The organism is Pseudomonas sp. GW821-FHT09A09 (assembly GCF_059418405.1).
The window spans coordinates 168,064-187,404 of record NZ_JBWKPU010000011.1 but is presented as its reverse complement, the minus strand read 5'-3'; the positions used below and the strand labels follow the sequence as shown (position 1 = coordinate 187,404).

Sequence of the window (19,341 nt, the reverse complement as noted above, 5' to 3'; positions counted from 1 at the left end):
AAAATGTCAGAATGTGCGTCTTGAGCGCGATTGACCCCATTTGGGTGAGTACACTGGCGCGGCAATAAACCACGAGGCGCAGGACGCGCCTTGTCATGAGTTCTATCCTGGAGAGTGAATGCGATGCGTCAGAAAGGCTTTACCTTGATCGAGTTATTGATCGTCGTGGCAATCATCGGCATTTTGGCCACCATCGGCTTGCCCATGTACACCAAGCACCAGGCCAAGGCCAAGTTCACGGCGGGGTTGGCGGAAATCTCCGCATTGAAGGCCGGCTATGAAGACACCCTCAATCAAGGCACTGTACCGACCCTGGCCTTGATCGGCGGCACCAGCCCTACCGCCAATTGCAAGATCGACGTAGTTGGGGACGTGGCCACGGGGGCAGGGTCCATCAGTTGCGAAATCCTTGACGCCCCGGCGCCTGTGCTGGGCAAGACCATCACGTTGACGCGTAGTGCAACCACGGGTTGGAAGTGCGCAACCACGGCGGATGCGCAGTACGTCACCAAAGGTTGCGGCGCCTGATTGCCTGACCTCACAACACGGAAGTAAGGGTGGCCCATGTCGTTGTCCCTGCAACAGCGAGGCAATGTGTTTCTGGTAGTGGCTGCATGCCTGTTGGCGGTGGGCATCTGCTTGCCGTTCAGTGGGCATGATCTGCAACGTTCCACACAGATTGTCATGAGCCTGGGCGCGGTGCTGTATGGGCTGTCGGCCGGTTCAGGCGAGCGGTTGTTGGACCGGCCCAGCACCTATGGGCTGATGGCGATCATCGGGCTGGGCGTGATCTCTTCCGTATTGGCTCATCAGCCGTTGTGGGCGCTCACCGAAGTGGCGCTGTTTGTCGGTTGTGGCGCGATCGCCGTGGCGTTCGCCTTGCTTCGACGTCAGGGTGGTGAGCCGATGGATCGCGCCCTGATCCTGATTGTCTTGCTGCTGTGCCTGGTCAAGTCTTTGCAGTACCTGTGGGCCGCAGCATCGGCCTTTACCAGTAGTAACGATCTGCTGAACCTCGACCATCTGCTGTCGGGGTTTTCCAACAAGCGATTTTATGGCCAGTTTCAGACCTTCACCTTGGCGCTGTTGGCGCTCCCTTTGCTTTTAGCGAATGTTACCCGCGCCATGCGTGCCGGGGTGTTTGCGCTGCTGTGTGTCTGGTGGTTGATCGCCATCAGTGGCGGCACGCGCGGTACGTGGCTTGGCCTGGCGGTGGCGGCTGGGGTGTTGACGGTGCTGGGGCCTTGGGGGCGGCGTTGGGTTGCCTGGCAACTGGCGGCGCTATGTGGCGGCCTGGTGTTGTATTGGCTGTTGTTCGTGGGGTTGGCGGGCTATCTGGGGATTGAAGTTGGCAGTGGCGCAGGCGATCGCCTGACCACCTCGCTGTCGGGGCGCGGTCCGATCTGGTTACAAGCTTGGCACATGATTGAAGAGCGCCCCTGGCTAGGGTTCGGTCCCATGCATTTTGCCGATATCGCCAATGAAATAGCGGCCCACCCGCACCAGGCGGTTCTGCAGTGGGCCAGTGAGTGGGGCGTGCCGTCAGCCCTATGTGTGGCCGTCCTGGCGTGGCGGGCTGGCTGGGCGACGTGCAGGGTAGTGCGCGCACGAGCATTGTCTGAGGCCGGTGAAGACCTGCTGCGGCTGTGCCTGTTTGCGGCGTTGGTGGGTGCGTTGGTGCAGTCGATGGTCGACGGTGTCATCGTGATGCCCAACTCACAGGTATGGCTGGCGCTGGTGGTAGGTTGGTTGATGGCGTTGCACGTAGGGCGAACTCCCTTGGACAGCGGGCTGAAGTGGGCGGGCGCAGCGTGTCAAATAGCCGGTGTGATGGCCGTTGGTCTGATGTTATTTATCGCTGCACGCGACCTGCCTCATACCGTGCAAGACCAGGCGGACTACCTGCGCGCCGGTCATGATCACCTGCAGCCACGCTTCTGGGCCCAGGGTGTGATCGCACTCCCTGGCCAGTAAGTTGCCGGACGCCCGATGCGGTGCTAGCTTTAGCCCACCGCCCGTGTAGCTCAGCCGGTAGAGCAGCGCACTCGTAACGCGAAGGTCGCAGGTTCGATTCCTGTCTCGGGCAATAAGGCAACACGGCTTCAAAGGCAACGTTTTCAGATGATCCCAGAATGGTTCTGAAGGCCAGACGAGCGGGCGTTCCTGCCTGTTCTTTTGTATCTGCGCAACCTTGATGACCCAGATGCATCCCCATTCCTCGATCTAAGAGAACAACATGACCACGACTGAAATGACCCAGGAAGTTCGGCACGAAGAAGCACTCAAGAAATACCTTGAGGACACGCCGCAGCTTAAAGAAGAGATCAAGGACCTGAGCGCCGATGATCAGCGCGACCAGATCCAATGGGCATTCGAGGACGAGGCAGAGAGCCAGGGCTACCAGCCTTGGGAGTTGACCCTCAAGTACACCTCGACACCGGAAGCGTTTGAAGCCGCACGGCTGGCCTTGCACAAAGAGGCCGCCGAGGTGCTGGGTGTCGACTGGGAAGAATATTGCGAGATGAACGACCTGGTCGTCTGATTACCCCGTAGGAGCCGGCTTGCCGGCGATGAGGCCTGTGAGGTTCAAGGTAATCTCACGAGCGCTATCGCCGGCAAGCCGGCTCCTACAGTGCTTCAGATGCTAAGGCGCATCGACAGATCCACTGCCTTCACATCCTTGGTCATCGCCCCGATGGAGATGTAGTCCACCCCGGTTTGCGCGATGGGCAGCAGCGTGGTTTCGTTGATTCCGCCGCTGGCCTCCAGCTTGGCCTTGCCGGCGTTCAGGCGCACGGCTTCACGCATGTCATCCAGGCTCAATTCGTCGAGCATGATGATATCGGCGCCTGCCGCCAGCGCTTCACGCAGTTCTTCCAGGCTTTCCACTTCGATTTCCACCGGCTTGCCCGGGGCAATCTTGTGCGCAGCCGCAATGGCCTGGGCAATGCCGCCGCAGGCGGCGATATGGTTTTCCTTGATCAAGAACGCGTCATACAGCCCGATGCGATGGTTGTGACAGCCGCCGCAGGTCACCGCGTATTTCTGCGCCAGGCGCAGCCCCGGCAGGGTTTTGCGGGTATCGAGCAGCTTGACCTGGGTGCTGGCGACAAAATCCGCCAGGTCTTGCGCACGGGTGGCCACGCCGGACAGCAGCTGCAGGAAATTCAGCGCACAACGTTCACCGCTGAGCAACGAGCGTGCCGGGCCTTCGAGATGGAACAACGCCTGATTGGGGCTGACGCGCTCACCGTCGGCCACCTGCCAATGCACTGCCACACGCGGGTCCAGTTGGCGGAACACAGCATCCACCCACGCTGTACCGGCAATCACAGCCGCATCACGGGTGATGATCGTGGCCTTGGCCAGCCGTTCGGCCGGGATCAACTGTGCAGTGATGTCGCCGCTGCCGATGTCTTCCAGCAGTGCGCGGCGCACGTTGGCTTCGATTTCGGCGGTGAGGTCGGCAAGACGGAGATTCGGCATAACAGGCTCCACAAACAAAGTGCCCCGATTATAGGGGCAGTGCGCGTTTGAACCCAGCGACCTGCTCATTTACGACCAAATGACAGAGTTCGCTGGCGCAACAGCCCTCGTTTGCAAGATAATCTCGCGCCTTGCAATTGGCGTCATAGCTTTGACGTCTTGGTAATGACTGGGTATTCGCAGTGCCCGTCCGGGCCTGTGCCCGAGCATTTCCCCATCAACACCGCCGTTTCAGGAGGCCAGGATGCACAATGACGGAAAGGTGGTGCCTATCAACAAGGTACATGCCACGCCATCGCCGCTCGCGCGCCTGCCGGTGGTGTTGTTGCAGGTGCGTGACAAGGCGGCGCAGCAGCTGCAGCAGGGCCTGCAGGAACTGTTCGATAACGCCGACGACACCCTGTTCGAAATGGCCGACAAGGCTCGAAGCAACGTCGATCACCATATTTTTTTCGAAGCCATGCGCGACTTGCGCCTCAAGCGCAAGAATTTCGAACGCGTGTTCATGGAGCAACTGTTCGCCGCCTTCGCGCTGCTGGGGCAGTCAGGGCGCAGCGACCTGCACCTGGTGCCGGTGGTGTCTTACGATGCAATACCGGGCACCTCCCGTGATGATCTGGAAAAGGCCGTGGCACTGGAGGCTATGCTCGGTCGCGTACGACATCGCGATGGCTTGGCGCTTGCGCAACTCACCGCACGTTTGAGTGCGTTGTTGGACAAGCAACTGGAAGAACGTGAGAACCCCTTGGGCCCGGCGCTGCTCTGCGAGTTTTTCCTGCGGGCAGGGCGCAGCCTGGGTGTGGAGATCCGTGTCAAACTGATCATGCTCAAGCTGTTTGAGAAATACGTACTCAGTGACGCTGACCAACTGTATGGCGAGGCTAATCAGTTGCTGGTGGCTATCGGCGTACTGCCCCAGCTCAAGGCGGTGCCGTCACGTCGCCCCGGCGGTCGAGCAGAACGTGACCAGCAACGCGAAGGCCGGCAGCCGATGACCGAGCCGCCGTTCGAAGATAATGGCCATGAAGCCTTCACCGCCCTGCAAGCCTTATTGGTGGCCGTGCGCGGTCGTGTGGCCCCTACCCTTGAAGCCAGTGCCGAGCCACAACCCATTGCCTCGCGTGACCTGTTGCGCCTGCTCTCTCACTTGCAGCAATACGTACCTGAGCCCGAGGCCGAGGACGATTTCGATCTGCGCAACCATCTTGAGCAGTTGCTGACCCGGGTCAGCGTCAAGAGTGGCAAGTCCCGGGTGGTGGAAAACGCCGACGAAGACGTTATCAATCTGATCGCGCTGCTCTTCGAGTTCATCCTTAAAGATCACGCCGTGCCCGACGCTTTCAAGGCCTTGATCGCCCGCTTGCAAGTGCCCTTGCTAAAAGTCGCGGTATTGGACAAAAGCTTGTTCAGCCGCACCAGCCACCCGGCGCGTCGTTTGCTCAACGAAATTGCCAGGGCTGCCCTGGGCTGGAGCCCGAACGATGATTACCTGCGCGATAGCCTGTACCTGCGCATCGAGCAGGTGGTGCAGCGTTTATTGAATGAGTTCGTCGAGGACCAGGGGATTTTCTCCCAACTGCTGGCCGAGTTCTGCACTTTTACTGCTGATGAGCGCCGACGCTGCGAGCTGCTGGAACAACACACCCGCGATGCCGAAGAAGGTCGGATGCGCACGGATGCCGCCCGCCAACGTGTCGCCGACGTGCTTAATCGGCGGTTGTTGGGTAAGACGCTGCCCCAGGCAGTGGTGCAGTTTCTGCAGCAGGCCTGGAGCCAGGTGCTGTTGTTGGCCAGCCTCAAGCATGGCGAGCAGTCGGTGCAGTGGCAGGTGGGGCTGCGCACCATGGACGAGCTGATCTGGAGCGTAGGCCTGCAGAAAGACACCGAGGCCGGACGGCATTTGCTGGAGCAACTGCCCGGGTTGCTCAAGGCGCTGCGTGACGGGTTGACCAGCGCCGCGTTCGACCCGTTCAGTACCCGTGAATTCTTCGTGCGCTTGCAGGCCATGCATGTGCAAGCGTTTGACGGTGAGGGGCTTGAGGCATTGATGGAAGTGCGTGAGCCGTTTGTGCTCGACAGCAGGTTGCCCGATGCTGTCGATACCCTGCCGGGCGATGACCCTGACCTGCTCAAGGCGCGACAGCTGCAGGCCGGTGGCTGGTTTGAGTTCCAGCAGAACGATGCCGCAGCCCTGCGTTGCAAGCTGATGGCGATTGTTGCGCCGTCCAACACCTACATTTTCGTCAGCCGCATGGGGCTCAAGGTCCAGGAGAAAAGCGCGGGCCAACTGGCTTTGGCGTTCAAGGGCGGCACCTTGCGCCGTTTGGACGAAGGCTTGCTGTTTGAGCGTGCGCTGGCCTCCGTGACCGACAACCTGCGTCAACTCAATCGCGGCAAGTGATCGCAACCGCAGGGCTGAACGCGGCATACTGGTAACACCTCGTCTCAATCAAGGAACCCGTATGCAGTTGGACCCCACCAGCGGTTGGTGCAAGGGCATTCGTCATTGCCCTTCGCCCAACTTCAACGAGCGCCCGACAGGCGAAATCTCTCTGTTGGTGGTGCATAACATCAGCTTGCCACCGGCGCAGTTCGCCACGGGCAAGGTGCACGAGTTTTTCCAGAACCGGCTGGATGTCACGGAACATCCCTACTATGAAGGGATCGCTCACCTACGTGTGTCAGCGCATTTCCTGATTGAGCGCGACGGTGCCGTGACGCAGTTTGTGGCGTGCCAGGACCGTGCCTGGCATGCCGGGGTTTCCAGCTTTGAAGGGCGGGACACCTGCAATGACTATTCACTGGGGATTGAATTGGAAGGCACCGACGAGCTGCCGTTCACCGACGCGCAATATGCGTCGCTGATCGACCTGACGCGCCAGCTGCTGGCGGCCTACCCAGGCATCACCCGTCAGCGTATCTGCGGTCACAGCGATATTGCCCCGGGCCGCAAGACAGACCCGGGCCCCGCTTTTGATTGGGCGCGCTTTCGCAGCGCCCTGCAGGATGGAGGACACGCACAATGAGTTTCCTGGTGTTGGTGCTGGCGGTGTGGATCGAGAAGTTCTCGGCCTTGCGCCAGCGGCTGCAGCGCGACGGCGGATGGCTGCGTGAACTGGCCAAGTTGGAGTCGAGTCCGCGAATGGGCAAGCAGCCCTGGCTGATTCTTGCGTTGTTGGTGCTACTGCCGGTGGCGCTACTGGCCTTGTTGCTGGTGGTGCTGGAACCTGTGGCCTATGGCTTGTTGGCATTGCCGGTGCACCTGCTGGTGGTGATCTACAGCCTGGGGCGGGGCGACCTGCTGGCTGGGCTCGGGCCTTTCCGTGATGCCTGGCGCCGTGGTGACTTGCAGGCCGCCGAACATGTGGCCGAGCGTGATCTCAAGCTTGCCGCTGACAGTGGCGAACAACTGCTCGAACGGGTTCAGGGCCATCTGCTGTGGCAGGCGTACCAGAGCTTTTTCGCGGTGATCTTCTGGTACTTCCTGCTCGGGCCGGTGGCGGCCCTGGCTTATCGCCTGCTGGCGCTGGCCAGCGAGCACAGTCAGAACCCTCTGGTGGCCGAGCGCGCCGGGCAACTGCGCCACGCGTTCGACTGGTTGCCGGTCCGCTTGCTGGCAGCCAGTTTTGCTTTGGTGGGCAATTTTGTCGCGGTCAGCCGGGTGATGCTCCACGAGTTGCTGAGTTGGGACATCAGCGCTGCCCAACTGGTAGAAAAGGTTGGTTTGGTTGCGGCAGAAATTCCGCCACCGGTGGTGGGTGCCGATGGCATCAACAGCCTGGATCGCCTGTGGGAACTGCTGCTGCGTGCGGCGGTGCTGTGGTATGCCGGGTTCGCCATCTGGACCGTGTTGCCCTGATACCCACCGGCAGGGAAGCTTCAGCCTTCCCTGCCGTTAACCTTACGTTACAAAACTCCCTTTCGAATTGAGCTATACAGACAGAGCGCCAAATAGTGGCTATCTGCCGCCGCCCTGCGCCTCAATAAAAATAAAAGAAAGGGAGTTCACCTGTGAAGAGCTTGCTCTATCCCGCCGTCGCGCTGATGAACCGCTTGAGCTTCGGCATGAAGTTCAGCCTGATCAGCGTGCTGTTTTTGCTGCCGATGCTGGCGACCAACTATTTCCTGGTGCGTGATTCCTGGCGTGAATTCCAGGGTACGCGTATCGAGTTGCAAAGCCTCGATTTGCTTGGCAGCAGCCTGACCCTGCGGCGTGATCTGGAAACCCTCAACAACCAGGTACAAATCAACGCAACCCTCGGCCAGTCAGGCAAGGCGGGCGACCTTGAAGGCCAGATCAGCGCTTTGGAGCACAACGTGCTCTCGCGCCTGCAAGGCCTCACCGCCATGGCGACCGACCCCGAGCAAATTGCTGCGTTTGATAGCAAGCGCGACGAATTGATCACAGCGTTCAAGGCCCAGCAGCAGGAAACGTCACTGCTGAACAAAAGTGCGTTGATCGGCAAGCTGCTCAATAAAGCCCAGATGCTCAGCCAGATTATTGCCAGCCAATCCGGCTTGAGTCGCGACTCGCAGAGTGATCTGCGCCAGCTCAGCGACCTAGTGACCGGGATCACTCCGCAAGTGACCCAGGCCCTCGGCGAAGGGCGTGCAATGGGGGCTTACTCTCTGGGCCAGGGGTTTATCAATTCCTCTTCCAGCACTCGGTTTGATGAGTTGTTGCAGCAGTTGGAGAAGCTGCAAGGCGAATACGCCCTGAAACTGCAAGACGCACTGGGTGCCAGCAACGCCGCGCATGGCGCCCTCGATTCAATGGCGCAAGCCAGCCAGGCCAGCCTCAAGCAAGGCAGCGAATTGTTCGAGGAACAGGTGGTGATGGCCGAAACCCTCGACGCCCCGTGGCAAGGGTTCTATGCCAGCGTCAGCCAATTGATGGCCAAGACCTACCAGTTGGATGACGCCACTTTGGCCTTCATTCAACAGCAACTGGAGCAGCGCCTGGCACAAAACCGTACGCACATGGTGGTGCTGGTGTGTGCACTGGCAGCGGTGTTTTCACTGATTTTCTACCTGTATGCAGGGTTCTATGCGTCCACCCGCACCACCTTGCGGCGCCTGGGCTTGATGATGGACAACGTGGCAGCGGGCGATATGACGGTCAGCTTTGTGGCGCACAGCCGCGACGAGTTGGGGGAGTTGGGCAAGGTGTTCAACGGCACGGTCGCCAAGATCCACGATCTGATCGAGCGCGTCGGCCAGACCGTCAGCCAGGTCGAGGTGCAAGCCGGCCAAGTGGAGAGCGTGTCGGCCCAGAGCAACCAGGCGGTTTCCGGCCAACGCAGCCAGATCGAACAAGTGGCCACGGCCATGAACCAGATGTCGTCCACCGCCCAGGAGGTTGCGCGTAGCGCGGCGGCAGCCGTCAGCAGTGCCCATAGCGTGAACGATGAGACGGTCAGCGGCCGTGGGTTGGTGCAATCCCAACAGGGCAGCATCGCGCGCTTGGCGTCCGAAATTGATGCGTCGGTGCAGGTGATCAACCAACTGGCCACGGACAGCCAGGCCATCAGCAGTGTGCTGGAAGTGATCAAAAGCATTGCCGAGCAAACCAACCTGCTGGCGCTCAATGCCGCGATCGAGGCCGCACGTGCCGGCGAGCAGGGGCGTGGTTTCGCGGTGGTGGCGGACGAAGTGCGCACCCTGGCGAGTCGCACCCAGCGTTCGACTGAAGAGATCGAACAGATGATCAGCCGGCTGCACACGGGCGTCGGCGCGGCGGTCAAGGCCATGGGCACCAGCCATGCCATGGCCAGCGGAACGGTTGGGCAGTCGGAAAAGGTTCAGCAGGCGTTGGAAAACATCCTTGGTGCTGTGGGCATGATCGTCGATCAGAACCAACAGATTGCTGCCGCCGTCGAGCAACAAACCGCGGTGGCCCACGATATCGACAGGAACATCGTCGAAATCAACCGTGCGGGTGAGCATGCAGCGCAGGGTGCGCATCAGACTGAAGCAGCCAGCCGTCAGCTATCGATGCAGGTCATCGAGTTGAAGCAATTGATCGGCGCGTTTCGCGTGTAGGGCTTTTGGGTAGGAATACTCGGTATGGGGCGTGGTGCATGTCTTGATTTCCCCGTGTCCCTTTTTTGATCGAGTGAATGGGTGAGAATTTGTTTCAGCTAGTCACGGATCAGGGGAGGGCACCACCATGACCATTGCCATCGGCATCAAAGGGCACTGCGCCCATTGCGATATCACGTTTGAACTCAAGTCTTGGCAATTGAATGCCATTGCTATCCATGAACCTTTTGATTGCCCGTACTGCCAGCGAACGTTGCAATTGAACTGTCCCAAACAACTGCGTCAGTTCAAGGCGCTGGATCACTGGGCCCTGGTGCATCCGAGCATGTTCATACTGACCTGCATGGTGTTGGTCGTGGCCTTGGTCGCCGAGTGGGTGGGTTTGGTCAGCGTGATTGAGCAACTCAATATTTCGCTGGTGGTGGTATTGGTCCATTTCCTGGTGTTGCGTTATGCCCATCATCGGCAGCGGATAACGCTCAGCCTGCAAGTTGCCAAACCTGTCGGCGGGTTACCAATTGAACAGCTCGCACGCATTGCGTGTGCTCGTCTCAGCCAGCCGTGACGGGCTGATGCCCATGCGTTCGGCCAGGGCGGTACAGATGTCCGGCAGGTGTTGCGGGCTGTTGCGTTGGCCGGGGTACATGGCGGGCGCCATGTCCGGTGAATCGGTCTCCAGCACTACGGCGTCCAGGGGCAGTTGGCCGAGAACCTTGTGCATGCGCAAGGCCTGGGGCCAGGTCGCGGCACCGCCCAGGCCCAGCTTGAAACCGAGCTTGATGTACTCGCGGGCTTCTTCGTAGCTGCCGGCAAACGCGTGGATGATGCCGCCTCGTGGCACGCGCATACGTTTGAGTGTGGCGATCACGGCAGCGTGGCTGCGGCGTACGTGCAACAGCGCTGGCAGTTGGAAGTCCACGGCCAGTTTCAGTTGCGTCTCGAACAGGCGTTGCTGGCGCTCGCGGTCCAGGTGTTCAAGAAAAAAATCCAGGCCGATCTCGCCCACCGCGCACACTTGCCGATGGCCCTGGAGGCGGCTCAGCCAGTCGCCCAATTCCGTCAGGTCGGCCGGGCGATGTTCATCGAGGTAGACCGGATGCAGACCGAAGGCGGCGAAGAGGCTGTCGTCAGCCTGCACCAGATCCCACACGCGCTGCCAATTCTGCTGATAGACCCCCAATACCACCATGCGCCGTACCCCGAGTTGACGGCTGTGGGCGAGGACTTCCCGGCGATCGCTGTCGAAGTCCGGGAAGTCCAGGTGCGTGTGGGTGTCGATCAGCTCCACACTCAGGCCTCGTGAATACGCTGCTTGAAGGTACGGCTGATGGCGTGCACGCCGGGTTGGTACTGCTCTTCTTCAATCGCGGCCAGGGCCAGGCGCAGAGCGGTGTCGGCGATCAGTTGATGCTGTTGGGCCATGGCGTTGACGGGCAAAGGCAGGAAGTCCAGCAACTGCGTATCACCGAAGGTGCCCAGGCGCAGCGGTCGTGATTTGAGCGGGAAGTCATGCAGCGCGTCGAACACGCCTTGCAGCAGCACGTAGGACGTTGTCACCAGTGCATCCGGCAAATGCCCCAGACGCTGCAGGAGTTGTTCCATCAGTTGCCGGCCACAATCGCGGCTGAAGGCTTCGCCCTGTTCGATCAACACGTCGCCCTTGAAGTCGCGCAGTGCCTCGCGAAAACCGGCGGCGCGTTCCTGGCTGATGCTCAGCTCGGGGTGTGCGCCGATCAGCACGATCTGTTTGGGCAGTGGTTGCAGCAGGCTGCTGGTCAGTTGTTGGCAGGCCTGGCGGTCGTCGCTGACCACCGAGCAGAACTGGCCCGTGTCCATCACCCGGTCGATGGCGATCACCGGCAGGCCTTTGGCTTGCAGCTCGCGGTAGCTGTCATCGCTGGCTGGCAGGCAGCTGGCCACAAACAGTGCGTCGCAGCGACGGGCGCGAAACAGTTGCAGCAGTTGGCGTTCGCTGTCGGCCTCATCGTCAGAGCTGGCGATCAGCAGCTGATAGCCCCGGGCGCGAGCACCTTGCTCCAGCAACTTGGCGATCCGTGCGTAACTGGGGTTTTCCAAGTCGGGCAGGATAAAGCCCAAGGTGCGCGTATGCCGACTGCGCAGTCCGGCCGCCTGGGGGTTGGGCGTAAAGCCATGGGCTTCGACCACCGCTCGCACGCGCTCGACGGTCGCGTTGCTGATGCGTTGCTGTTCGGCCTTGCCATTGATGACATAGCTGGCGGTGGTCACGGACACACCGGCCAGACGTGCAATATCGCTGAGTTTCAAACCGGGATTTCCTTGTTTTTTAGAGCTTGCCCCGACATTTTGTCCAATCGTAACCGATTCCTGCACGCGACTAACGTCTGGGCTCAAGCGCCGAGTGGTTCTTCAAGGATGCTCAATTAGCGGTTAACCTGCCATAAATTCTAGATTAAACGTTTCAGCTGGCGTATTTTTACGACGTTCGTGACTAAGTGGCTACTGCCAATTGACCACTCAGTCAGTTATTTTTGAACACCCGTGCGCTGATTTATTCAAAACAATACCTAGTGCGCCCCTCGCACTAACTAGGAGAACGGCATGCTTGAGCTCACTGTAGAGCAGATTTCCATGGGCCAGGTGGCTGTGGATAAATCTGCTGCCTTGCACCTGCTCGCGGACAAACTGGTGGCCGACGGCCTGGTCGCCGAGGGTTACCTCAGTGGGTTGCAAGCCCGTGAAGCCCAAGGCTCGACCTTTCTCGGCCAAGGCATCGCCATTCCCCACGGCACTCCCGAAACCCGCGACCAAGTGTTCTCCACCGGTGTGCGCCTGCTGCAGTTCCCCGAAGGGGTGGATTGGGGCGACGGCCAGATCGTCTACCTGGCCATCGGCATTGCCGCCAAATCCGATGAACACCTGCGCCTGCTGCAACTGCTTACCCGCGCCCTCGGTGAAACCGACCTGGGCCAGGCGCTGCGTCGTGTCGGTTCCGCCGAAGCCTTGCTGAAACTGCTGCAAGGTGCGCCACAGGAACTGGCGCTGGATGCACAGATGATCAGCCTGGGCGTGTCCGCCGATGATTTTGAAGAGCTGGTATGGCGAGGCGCACGCCTGCTGCGCCAGGCCGATTGCGTGAGCAATGGTTTCGCCGCCGTCTTGCAGCAAGTCGACGCCCTGCCCCTGGGTGATGGCCTCTGGTGGCTGCACAGCGAGCAGACGGTGAAGCGCCCCGGCCTTGCTTTCGTCACCCCCGACAAACCCATGCGTTACCTCGGCCAGCCCCTCAATGGCGTGTTCTGCCTGGCCAGCCTCGGCGAGGCGCACCAAGCGTTGCTTGAACGCCTGTGCGCGTTGCTGATTGAAGGGCGCGGGCAGGAACTGGGCCGCGCCACCAGCAGCCGTGCAGTGCTCGAAGTGCTCGGCGGCGAGCTGCCTGCCGACTGGCCCAGCGCCCGGATTACCTTGGCCAACGCCCACGGCCTGCACGCCCGGCCGGCCAAGGTGCTGGCGCAGTTGGCGAAGCAGTTTGACGGCGATTTGCGGGTGCGCGTCATCGATGGCCCGGTGGGCGCCGTGTCGGTGAAAAGCCTGAGCAAGTTGCTCAGCCTCGGCGCGCGTCGCGGCCAGGTGCTGGAATTTGTTGCCGAGCCGTCGATTGCCGGTGATGCGCTGCCCGCTCTGTTGGCAGCGGTCGAAGCGGGGTTGGGTGAAGAGGTCGAGCCGTTGCCGACGGCCAGCGCGCAGCCTGCCACCGTTGATATCGAGCCTGTGATCAGCGCCCCCGTGTCCGGCAGCCAGATCCAGGCTATCGCCGCCGCGCCGGGCATTGCCATCGGCCCGGCGCACGTCCAGGTCCAGCAGGTGTTCGATTACCCGTTGCGCGGCGAGTCTTCCTCCATTGAGCGTCAGCGCCTGCAAGACGCCTTGGCCGAGGTGCGCCGTGATATCCAGGGGCTGATCGAACGCAGCCCAGCCAAAGCCATCCGCGAGATTTTCATCACGCACCAGGAGATGCTCGACGACCCGGAACTCACCGACGAAGTCGATACCCGTCTCAAGCAGGGTGAAAGCGCCGAAGCCGCCTGGATGAGCGTGATCGAGGCCGCCGCCAAACAGCAGGAATCGCTGCAGGATGCCTTGCTTGCCGAGCGTGCCGCCGACTTGCGCGACATTGGCCGGCGTGTGCTGGCGCAACTCTGCGGGGTCGAAACCGCCCAGGAGCCGAGCCAGCCCTACATTCTGGTAATGGATGAAGTTGGCCCGTCCGACGTCGCACGCCTGGACCCGGCCCGCGTGGCCGGTATCCTCACCGCCCGTGGCGGCGCCACCGCTCACAGCGCTATCGTCGCCCGTGCCCTGGGCATCCCAGCCTTGGTGGGCGCAGGTGCTGCCGTTTTGCTGTTGGCGCCGGGCACACCGCTGTTGCTCGATGGCCAGCGCGGTCGCCTGCACGTGGACGCCGACGCCGCCACCCTGCAACGCGCCACCGTCGAACGTGACACCCGCGAACAACGCCTGCAAGCGGCCTCGGCCCAACGCCATGAACCGGCCTTGACCCGCGACGGCCACGCCGTGGAAGTGTTCGCCAATATCGGCGAAAGCGCCGGCGTTGCCAGTGCCGTTGAACAAGGCGCCGAAGGGATCGGCCTGCTGCGTACCGAACTGATTTTCATGGCCCACCCGCAAGCGCCGGATGAAGCCACCCAGGAAGCCGAATACCGTCGCGTGCTCGACGGCCTCGACGGTCGCCCGCTGGTGGTGCGCACCCTCGACGTCGGCGGCGACAAGCCGCTGCCTTACTGGCCCATTGCCCAGGAAGAAAACCCGTTCCTTGGCGTGCGTGGCATTCGCCTGACCTTGCAGCGCCCGCAGATCATGGAAGCGCAATTGCGTGCGCTGCTGCGCTCGGCAGACAACCGCCCACTGCGCATCATGTTCCCCATGGTCGGCAGTGTGGACGAGTGGCGCGCCGCCCGTGACATGACCGAGCGCCTGCGCCTGGAAATCCCGGTGGCCGACCTGCAACTGGGCATCATGATTGAGGTGCCGTCCGCCGCGTTGCTCGCGCCGGTGCTGGCCAAGGAAGTCGACTTCTTCAGCGTCGGCACCAATGACCTGACCCAATACACCCTGGCCATCGACCGTGGTCACCCGACCTTGTCCGCCCAGGCCGATGGCCTGCACCCGGCAGTGTTGCAACTGATCGACATCACCGTGCGAGCCGCCCACGCCCATGGCAAATGGGTGGGTGTGTGCGGCGAGTTGGCGGCCGACCCGTTGGCGGTGCCGGTGCTGGTGGGCCTGGGGGTGGATGAGTTGAGTGTGTCCGCCCGCAGCATTCCCGAAGTGAAGGCGCGGGTGCGTGAATTCAGCCTGAGCGAGGCCCAGGGCCTGGCGCAAAAAGCACTGGCAGCGGGTTCGCCCGCCGACGTGCGTGCCCTTGTGGAGGCCGTGTAAATGGCAAGGATTCTGACCCTGACGCTGAACCCGGCGTTGGACCTGACCGTGCGCTTGGCGCACCTGGAACCGGGTGAAGTCAATCGCAGCGAAACCTTGCTGACCCACGCGGCCGGCAAGGGCGTGAACGTGGCGCAGGTACTGGCCGATCTGGGCCATCAGGTGAGTGTGGGCGGGTTTCTCGGTGCGGAAAATCCCCAGGCTTTCGACGCGTTGATTGCCCGTCGTAAGTTTGGCAATGCGTTTATTCGGGTGCCCGGTGAGACACGCAGCAATATCAAGATTGCCGAGCGGGATGGCCGGGTCACCGACATCAATGCGCCGGGGCCGCTGGTGAGTGAAGAGGCGCAAGAAGAACTGCTAAGACTCATCGCCATCGTCGGCCCTGAATTCGACGCGGTGGTGGTGGCAGGCAGCCTGCCGCGTGGTATCACCCCTCAATGGTTCCAGGGTTTGCTCGAGAAAATCAAAGGCCTGGGTTTGAAAGTCGCCCTGGACACCAGTGGCGAAGCCTTGCGCGCCGGCCTACAAGCTGGACCGTGGCTGGTCAAACCCAACACCGAAGAACTGGCCGAGGCGCTGGGCAATGCCACCGACGCTATCCATCGCCTGCATCAACTGGGCGTGGAGCATGTCGTGGTCTCCGATGGCGCTGCGGGCGTGAGTTGGTACAGCCCGCAGATGGCGTTGCAGGCCACGCCGCCCAAGGTCACGGTCGCGAGTACCGTGGGCGCGGGCGATTCGTTGTTGGCCGGGATGCTTCACGGCTTGCTCGCTGGCGATGCACCCGAGCAGACCTTGCGCCGCGCCACGGCGATTGCCGCGATGGCGGTGACGCAGATCGGTTTCGGCATCAGCGATGACGCGCAGTTGGCGCGCCTCGAAAGCGGCGTCCACGTGCGTACGCTGACAGAACAATAAGAGGGTTTGTGATGAAGTTAGCCATTGTTACCGCCTGCCCGAACGGCATGGTCACCAGTGTGCTGTGCGCCCGCTTGTTGGACGCCGCCGCGCAACGTCAGGGCTGGAGCACCAGTGTCGAAGTGGTCGATGGGCAGCGCCCTGAACGCCAATTGTCCCAGGCCACCCTCGACGCCGCCGAATGGGTGTTGTTGGTCAGCAGCACGCCGGTGGACATGCAGCGGTTTGTCGGCAAGCGTGTGTTCCAGAGCACGCCGGCTCAGGCGCTGGCGGACGTCGAGGCGGTATTGCGGCGTGGGGCCGAAGAGGCCGAGGTTTACGTCGCCACTGAAACGGCAGCCAAGACCGCGCCGCGCATCGTCGCAATCACCGCGTGCCCTACCGGGGTGGCGCACACGTTCATGGCCGCCGAAGCCCTGCAGCAAGCCGCCAAGCGGCTGGGCTACGACTTGCAAGTCGAGACCCAGGGTTCGGTGGGCGCGCGTACGCCATTAAGTGCGCAAGCGATTGCCGAGGCCGATGTGGTGCTGTTGGCGGCGGACATCGAGGTGGCCACCGAGCGGTTTGTCGGCAAGAAAATTTACCGCTGCGGCACGGGCATCGCCCTCAAGCAATCCGAGGCAACGCTGAAAAAAGCGTTGGCCGAAGGCGCGGTGGAAAGCACCGGCAGTGCAGCGGTGACCCAGTCGGAAAAAACCGGCGTGTACAAACACCTGCTCACCGGCGTGTCGTTCATGTTGCCGATGGTGGTGGCGGGCGGCTTGTTGATCGCCTTGTCGTACATGTTTGGCATCACCGCTTTTGAAGAACAAGGTTCACTCGCTGCGGCCTTGAAAAACGTCGGTGGTCAGGCCTTTATGCTGATGGTGCCGCTGCTGGCAGGCTACATCGCCTACTCCATCGCAGACCGACCAGCCTTGGCCCCCGGAATGATCGGCGGCTTGCTGGCAACGACCTTGGGGGCGGGATTTATCGGTGGGATTTTCGCCGGTTTCGTGGCCGGCTACTGCGTCAAGCTCGTCAACCGCGCGATCCGATTGCCGCAGAGCCTGGATGCGCTTAAACCGATCCTGATCATCCCGTTGCTGGCGAGCCTGGTCACCGGCCTGGCGATGATCTATCTGATCGGGCCGCCGGTGGCGCGCATGCTCGTTGGCTTGACCGCCTACCTCAATGATATGGGCACGACCAACGCGGTGCTGCTGGGCATTCTGTTGGGCGGCATGATGTGCGTCGACCTCGGTGGGCCGATCAACAAGGCGGCCTATGCGTTTTCCGTGGGCATGTTGGCGGAGCACAGTGGTGGGCCGATTGCCGCCGTGATGGCGGCGGGTATGGTGCCGCCGATTGGCATGGGCATCGCCACCTTCCTTGCGCGCCGCAAGTTCGCCCAGACAGAGCGAGAGGCCGGCAAGGCGGCGATCATTCTCGGGATGGTGTTTATCTCCGAAGGTGCGATTCCGTTTGCGGCCAAAGACCCACTGCGCGTGATTCCGGCGAGCATCGCGGGCGGCACGTTGGCAGGGGCAATTTCGATGTATTTCGGCTGCAAACTGGCAGCGCCCCACGGTGGCCTGGCGGTGCTGGTTATCCCGAATGCGATGAACCATGCGCTGTTGTATCTGCTGGCGATTGTGGCTGGTAGCGTGCTGACTGGCTTGGTCTACGCCCTGATCAAGCGCCCGGACACTGAAGAGCTGGCCGTCACTTCCGCATGACTCCCACCTGTAGGAGCCGGCTTGCCGGCGATGGCGTCCTCAAGGGCCCCATCGCCGGCAAGCCGGCTCCTACAAGTGTCATCTGGTTTTCATCCCCGCGTGGTTTAGTTTCCTTTTGACGCTCAAGAGGGAACCTGCATGAGCCACTTCGACCTCGGCCGCCGCCGCGTGATGCAAGCCGTCGGTGCTGGCCTGTTGCTGCCGGGCCTGGCGCCGGCGGTGATCGCTTCGGTGAAAGACCGTCCGCAACTCACCGACGGCGTTCAGTCCGGTGACCTGCTGGGCGACCGCGCCATGATCTGGAGCCGCAGCGACCGCCCGGCGCGGATGGTGGTGGAGTGGGACACCCGCAGCGTGTTCAGCAACCCGCGCAGATTCATCTCGCCTCTGGCCGACAACCGCACCGACTTTACCGCTCGAGTAGAACTCACCGGCTTGCCCGCCGACCAGGCGATTTTCTATCGCGTGCACTTCGAAGATGCCCAGACCGGCGTCGCCAGCGAGCCCTGGTTCGGCCACTTGCGCAGCGTGCCGCAACAGCGTCGCGACATCCGCTTTGTGTGGAGCGGCGACACCGTTGGCCAAGGCTTCGGCATCAACCCGGATATCGGTGGCATGCGTATTTACGAAGCCATGCGCCTGCGTTTGCCGGACTTCTTTATCCACAGCGGCGACACCATTTACGCCGACGGCCCGGTACCCGCGCAGCTCACCACGGAAGGTGGGCGCATCTGGCGCAATATCACTACCGAAGCCAAGAGCAAAGTCGCCGAAACTCTCGATGAGTATCGCGGCAACTACCGCTACAACCTGATGGATGAAAACGTGCGTCGCTTCAACGCCGAGGTGCCGCAGATCTGGCAGTGGGACGACCATGAGGTGGTCAATAACTGGTCGCCGAGCAAGCAGCTGGACGAGCGTTACCAGACCAAGGACATCAACACCCTGGTCGGCCGCGCACGCCAGGCCTGGCTGGAATATTCCCCCATGCGCCGGCAGGCGGCTGACGGTGGCGGGCGCATTTACCGCAAGCTCAGCTATGGCCCGTTGCTGGATGTGTTCGTGCTGGACATGCGCAGCTATCGCGGGCCCAACGATGACAACCTGGGCGGCGAAAAACCCTTCATGGGGCGTGAACAGCTGGAGTGGCTCAAGCGCGAACTCAAGGGCTCCCAGGCCCAGTGGAAAGTCGTCGCCGCCGACATGCCCATCGGCCTCGGCGTGCCCGACGGCGAGGTCAGCCCGGGCGTGCCGCGCTGGGAAGCCATCGCCAATAACGATCCGGGCGCACCCCAAGGGCGCGAGCTGGAAATGGCCGAACTGCTGGGCTTTTTAAGGGCACAAAACGTGCGTAATCACGTGTGGCTGACGGCGGATGTGCATTACTGCGCTGCCCACCATTACCACCCGGATCGCGCGGCGTTCCAGGATTTCGAACCGTTCTGGGAGTTCGTCGCCGGGCCGTTGAACGCCGGGAGTTTCGGGCCGAATGCGCTGGATAAAACCTTCGGGCCCGAGGTGGTGTTCCAGAAGGCGCCGGCGGTGCAGAACAGTTCACCGTTTGCCGGGTTTCAGTTTTTCGGCGAGGTGCAGATTGATGGGCAGACGGCGGAATTGACCGTGATATTGCGGGATTTGGATGGCGTCTCGGTGTTCGAACAAAAACTGCAACCCGCCTGACCTGGAATACGATCAAACTGTGGGAGCTGGCTTGCCTGCGATGACGATAGTGAAT

Annotated in this window: 15 protein-coding genes and 1 tRNA gene; 13 read left to right on the top strand and 3 right to left on the bottom strand. The window is 61.6% G+C overall.

Going from position 1 to position 19,341, the window contains the following annotated elements:
• Positions 1 to 123 precede the first annotated feature (123 nt).
• The 4 genes from AC07OV_RS12490 to AC07OV_RS12475 all read left to right on the top strand — a co-directional run bounded on the left by AC07OV_RS12490 (position 124) and on the right by AC07OV_RS12475 (position 2,542).
• Positions 124 to 528 carry a pilin gene (locus AC07OV_RS12490; RefSeq protein WP_176995258.1) on the top strand — a complete coding sequence of 135 codons (405 nt, stop codon included), beginning with the start codon at positions 124 to 126 and terminating at the stop codon, positions 526 to 528.
• A 36-nt stretch (positions 529 to 564) separates the two neighbouring features.
• Positions 565 to 1,974 (top strand): O-antigen ligase family protein, encoded by a 1,410-nt coding sequence (locus tag AC07OV_RS12485; protein ID WP_495092323.1) that lies wholly within the window; start codon positions 565 to 567, stop codon positions 1,972 to 1,974.
• A 39-nt stretch (positions 1,975 to 2,013) separates the two neighbouring features.
• Positions 2,014 to 2,086: transfer RNA gene (locus AC07OV_RS12480), tRNA-Thr, on the top strand.
• A gap of 150 nt (positions 2,087 to 2,236) precedes the next feature.
• Positions 2,237 to 2,542 (top strand): DUF6388 family protein, encoded by a 306-nt coding sequence (locus AC07OV_RS12475; RefSeq protein WP_176995142.1) that lies wholly within the window; start codon positions 2,237 to 2,239, stop codon positions 2,540 to 2,542.
• 95 nt (positions 2,543 to 2,637) lie between these two features.
• Here AC07OV_RS12475 and nadC read toward each other — a convergent pair whose 3' ends face one another.
• Positions 2,638 to 3,486 carry a carboxylating nicotinate-nucleotide diphosphorylase gene (gene nadC, locus AC07OV_RS12470; RefSeq protein ID WP_495092322.1) on the bottom strand — a complete coding sequence of 283 codons (849 nt, stop codon included), beginning with the start codon at positions 3,484 to 3,486 and terminating at the stop codon, positions 2,638 to 2,640.
• A 244-nt stretch (positions 3,487 to 3,730) separates the two neighbouring features.
• Here nadC and AC07OV_RS12465 point away from each other — a divergent pair, with 244 nt between their 5' ends.
• From AC07OV_RS12465 to AC07OV_RS12445, 5 genes are all read left to right on the top strand, one after another.
• A complete protein-coding gene (locus AC07OV_RS12465; protein WP_495092321.1) occupies positions 3,731 to 5,887 on the top strand; it encodes a DUF1631 domain-containing protein in 2,157 nt (718 codons plus the stop codon).
• A gap of 61 nt (positions 5,888 to 5,948) precedes the next feature.
• Positions 5,949 to 6,512 carry a 1,6-anhydro-N-acetylmuramyl-L-alanine amidase AmpD gene (gene ampD / locus AC07OV_RS12460; protein WP_495092320.1) on the top strand — a complete coding sequence of 188 codons (564 nt, stop codon included), beginning with the start codon at positions 5,949 to 5,951 and terminating at the stop codon, positions 6,510 to 6,512.
• Positions 6,509 to 7,345, top strand: coding sequence for a regulatory signaling modulator protein AmpE (gene ampE, locus AC07OV_RS12455; protein WP_495092319.1), 837 nt, complete (start codon positions 6,509 to 6,511; stop codon positions 7,343 to 7,345). The genes ampD and ampE overlap by 4 nt, the downstream gene beginning before the upstream one ends.
• A gap of 152 nt (positions 7,346 to 7,497) precedes the next feature.
• The gene (locus AC07OV_RS12450; RefSeq protein WP_495092318.1) at positions 7,498 to 9,528 is read left to right on the top strand and encodes a methyl-accepting chemotaxis protein; all 2,031 of its coding nucleotides are present in this window, start codon (positions 7,498 to 7,500) and stop codon (positions 9,526 to 9,528) included.
• A 127-nt stretch (positions 9,529 to 9,655) separates the two neighbouring features.
• The gene (locus AC07OV_RS12445; RefSeq protein WP_494996537.1) at positions 9,656 to 10,093 is read left to right on the top strand and encodes a hypothetical protein; all 438 of its coding nucleotides are present in this window, start codon (positions 9,656 to 9,658) and stop codon (positions 10,091 to 10,093) included.
• Here the strand turns inward: AC07OV_RS12445 and AC07OV_RS12440 are convergent.
• On the bottom strand, positions 10,040 to 10,816 hold the full coding sequence (locus AC07OV_RS12440; RefSeq protein WP_495092317.1) for a TatD family hydrolase: 777 nt from the start codon (positions 10,814 to 10,816) through the stop codon (positions 10,040 to 10,042). The genes AC07OV_RS12445 and AC07OV_RS12440 overlap by 54 nt on opposite strands.
• A gap of 2 nt (positions 10,817 to 10,818) precedes the next feature.
• A complete protein-coding gene (cra, locus tag AC07OV_RS12435) occupies positions 10,819 to 11,814 on the bottom strand; it encodes a catabolite repressor/activator (RefSeq protein ID WP_176995134.1) in 996 nt (331 codons plus the stop codon).
• 294 nt (positions 11,815 to 12,108) lie between these two features.
• Between cra and ptsP the strand changes: the two genes are divergently transcribed.
• The 4 genes from ptsP (at position 12,109) to AC07OV_RS12415 (ending at position 19,286) form a co-directional block, all read left to right on the top strand.
• Positions 12,109 to 14,967, top strand: coding sequence for a phosphoenolpyruvate--protein phosphotransferase (gene ptsP / locus AC07OV_RS12430; RefSeq protein WP_495092316.1), 2,859 nt, complete (start codon positions 12,109 to 12,111; stop codon positions 14,965 to 14,967).
• Positions 14,968 to 15,888, top strand: coding sequence for a 1-phosphofructokinase (gene pfkB / locus AC07OV_RS12425; RefSeq protein WP_495092315.1), 921 nt, complete (start codon positions 14,968 to 14,970; stop codon positions 15,886 to 15,888).
• Positions 15,889 to 15,899: 11 nt separating this feature from the next.
• Positions 15,900 to 17,606 (top strand): PTS fructose-like transporter subunit IIB, encoded by a 1,707-nt coding sequence (locus AC07OV_RS12420; protein WP_495092314.1) that lies wholly within the window; start codon positions 15,900 to 15,902, stop codon positions 17,604 to 17,606.
• Positions 17,607 to 17,744: 138 nt separating this feature from the next.
• The gene (locus AC07OV_RS12415) at positions 17,745 to 19,286 is read left to right on the top strand and encodes an alkaline phosphatase D family protein (RefSeq protein ID WP_494996542.1); all 1,542 of its coding nucleotides are present in this window, start codon (positions 17,745 to 17,747) and stop codon (positions 19,284 to 19,286) included.
• Positions 19,287 to 19,341: the final 55 nt, after the last annotated feature.

Coding starts and splice junctions, on each gene's coding strand:
- AC07OV_RS12490 (WP_176995258.1), top strand. CDS start 124: ATGCGTCAGAAAGGCTTTACCTTGATCGAGTTATTGATCGTCGTGGCA.
- AC07OV_RS12485 (WP_495092323.1), top strand. CDS start 565: ATGTCGTTGTCCCTGCAACAGCGAGGCAATGTGTTTCTGGTAGTGGCT.
- AC07OV_RS12475 (WP_176995142.1), top strand. CDS start 2,237: ATGACCACGACTGAAATGACCCAGGAAGTTCGGCACGAAGAAGCACTC.
- nadC (WP_495092322.1), bottom strand. CDS start 3,486: ATGCCGAATCTCCGTCTTGCCGACCTCACCGCCGAAATCGAAGCCAAC.
- AC07OV_RS12465 (WP_495092321.1), top strand. CDS start 3,731: ATGCACAATGACGGAAAGGTGGTGCCTATCAACAAGGTACATGCCACG.
- ampD (WP_495092320.1), top strand. CDS start 5,949: ATGCAGTTGGACCCCACCAGCGGTTGGTGCAAGGGCATTCGTCATTGC.
- ampE (WP_495092319.1), top strand. CDS start 6,509: ATGAGTTTCCTGGTGTTGGTGCTGGCGGTGTGGATCGAGAAGTTCTCG.
- AC07OV_RS12445 (WP_494996537.1), top strand. CDS start 9,656: ATGACCATTGCCATCGGCATCAAAGGGCACTGCGCCCATTGCGATATC.
- ptsP (WP_495092316.1), top strand. CDS start 12,109: ATGCTTGAGCTCACTGTAGAGCAGATTTCCATGGGCCAGGTGGCTGTG.
- pfkB (WP_495092315.1), top strand. CDS start 14,968: ATGGCAAGGATTCTGACCCTGACGCTGAACCCGGCGTTGGACCTGACC.
- AC07OV_RS12420 (WP_495092314.1), top strand. CDS start 15,900: ATGAAGTTAGCCATTGTTACCGCCTGCCCGAACGGCATGGTCACCAGT.
- AC07OV_RS12415 (WP_494996542.1), top strand. CDS start 17,745: ATGAGCCACTTCGACCTCGGCCGCCGCCGCGTGATGCAAGCCGTCGGT.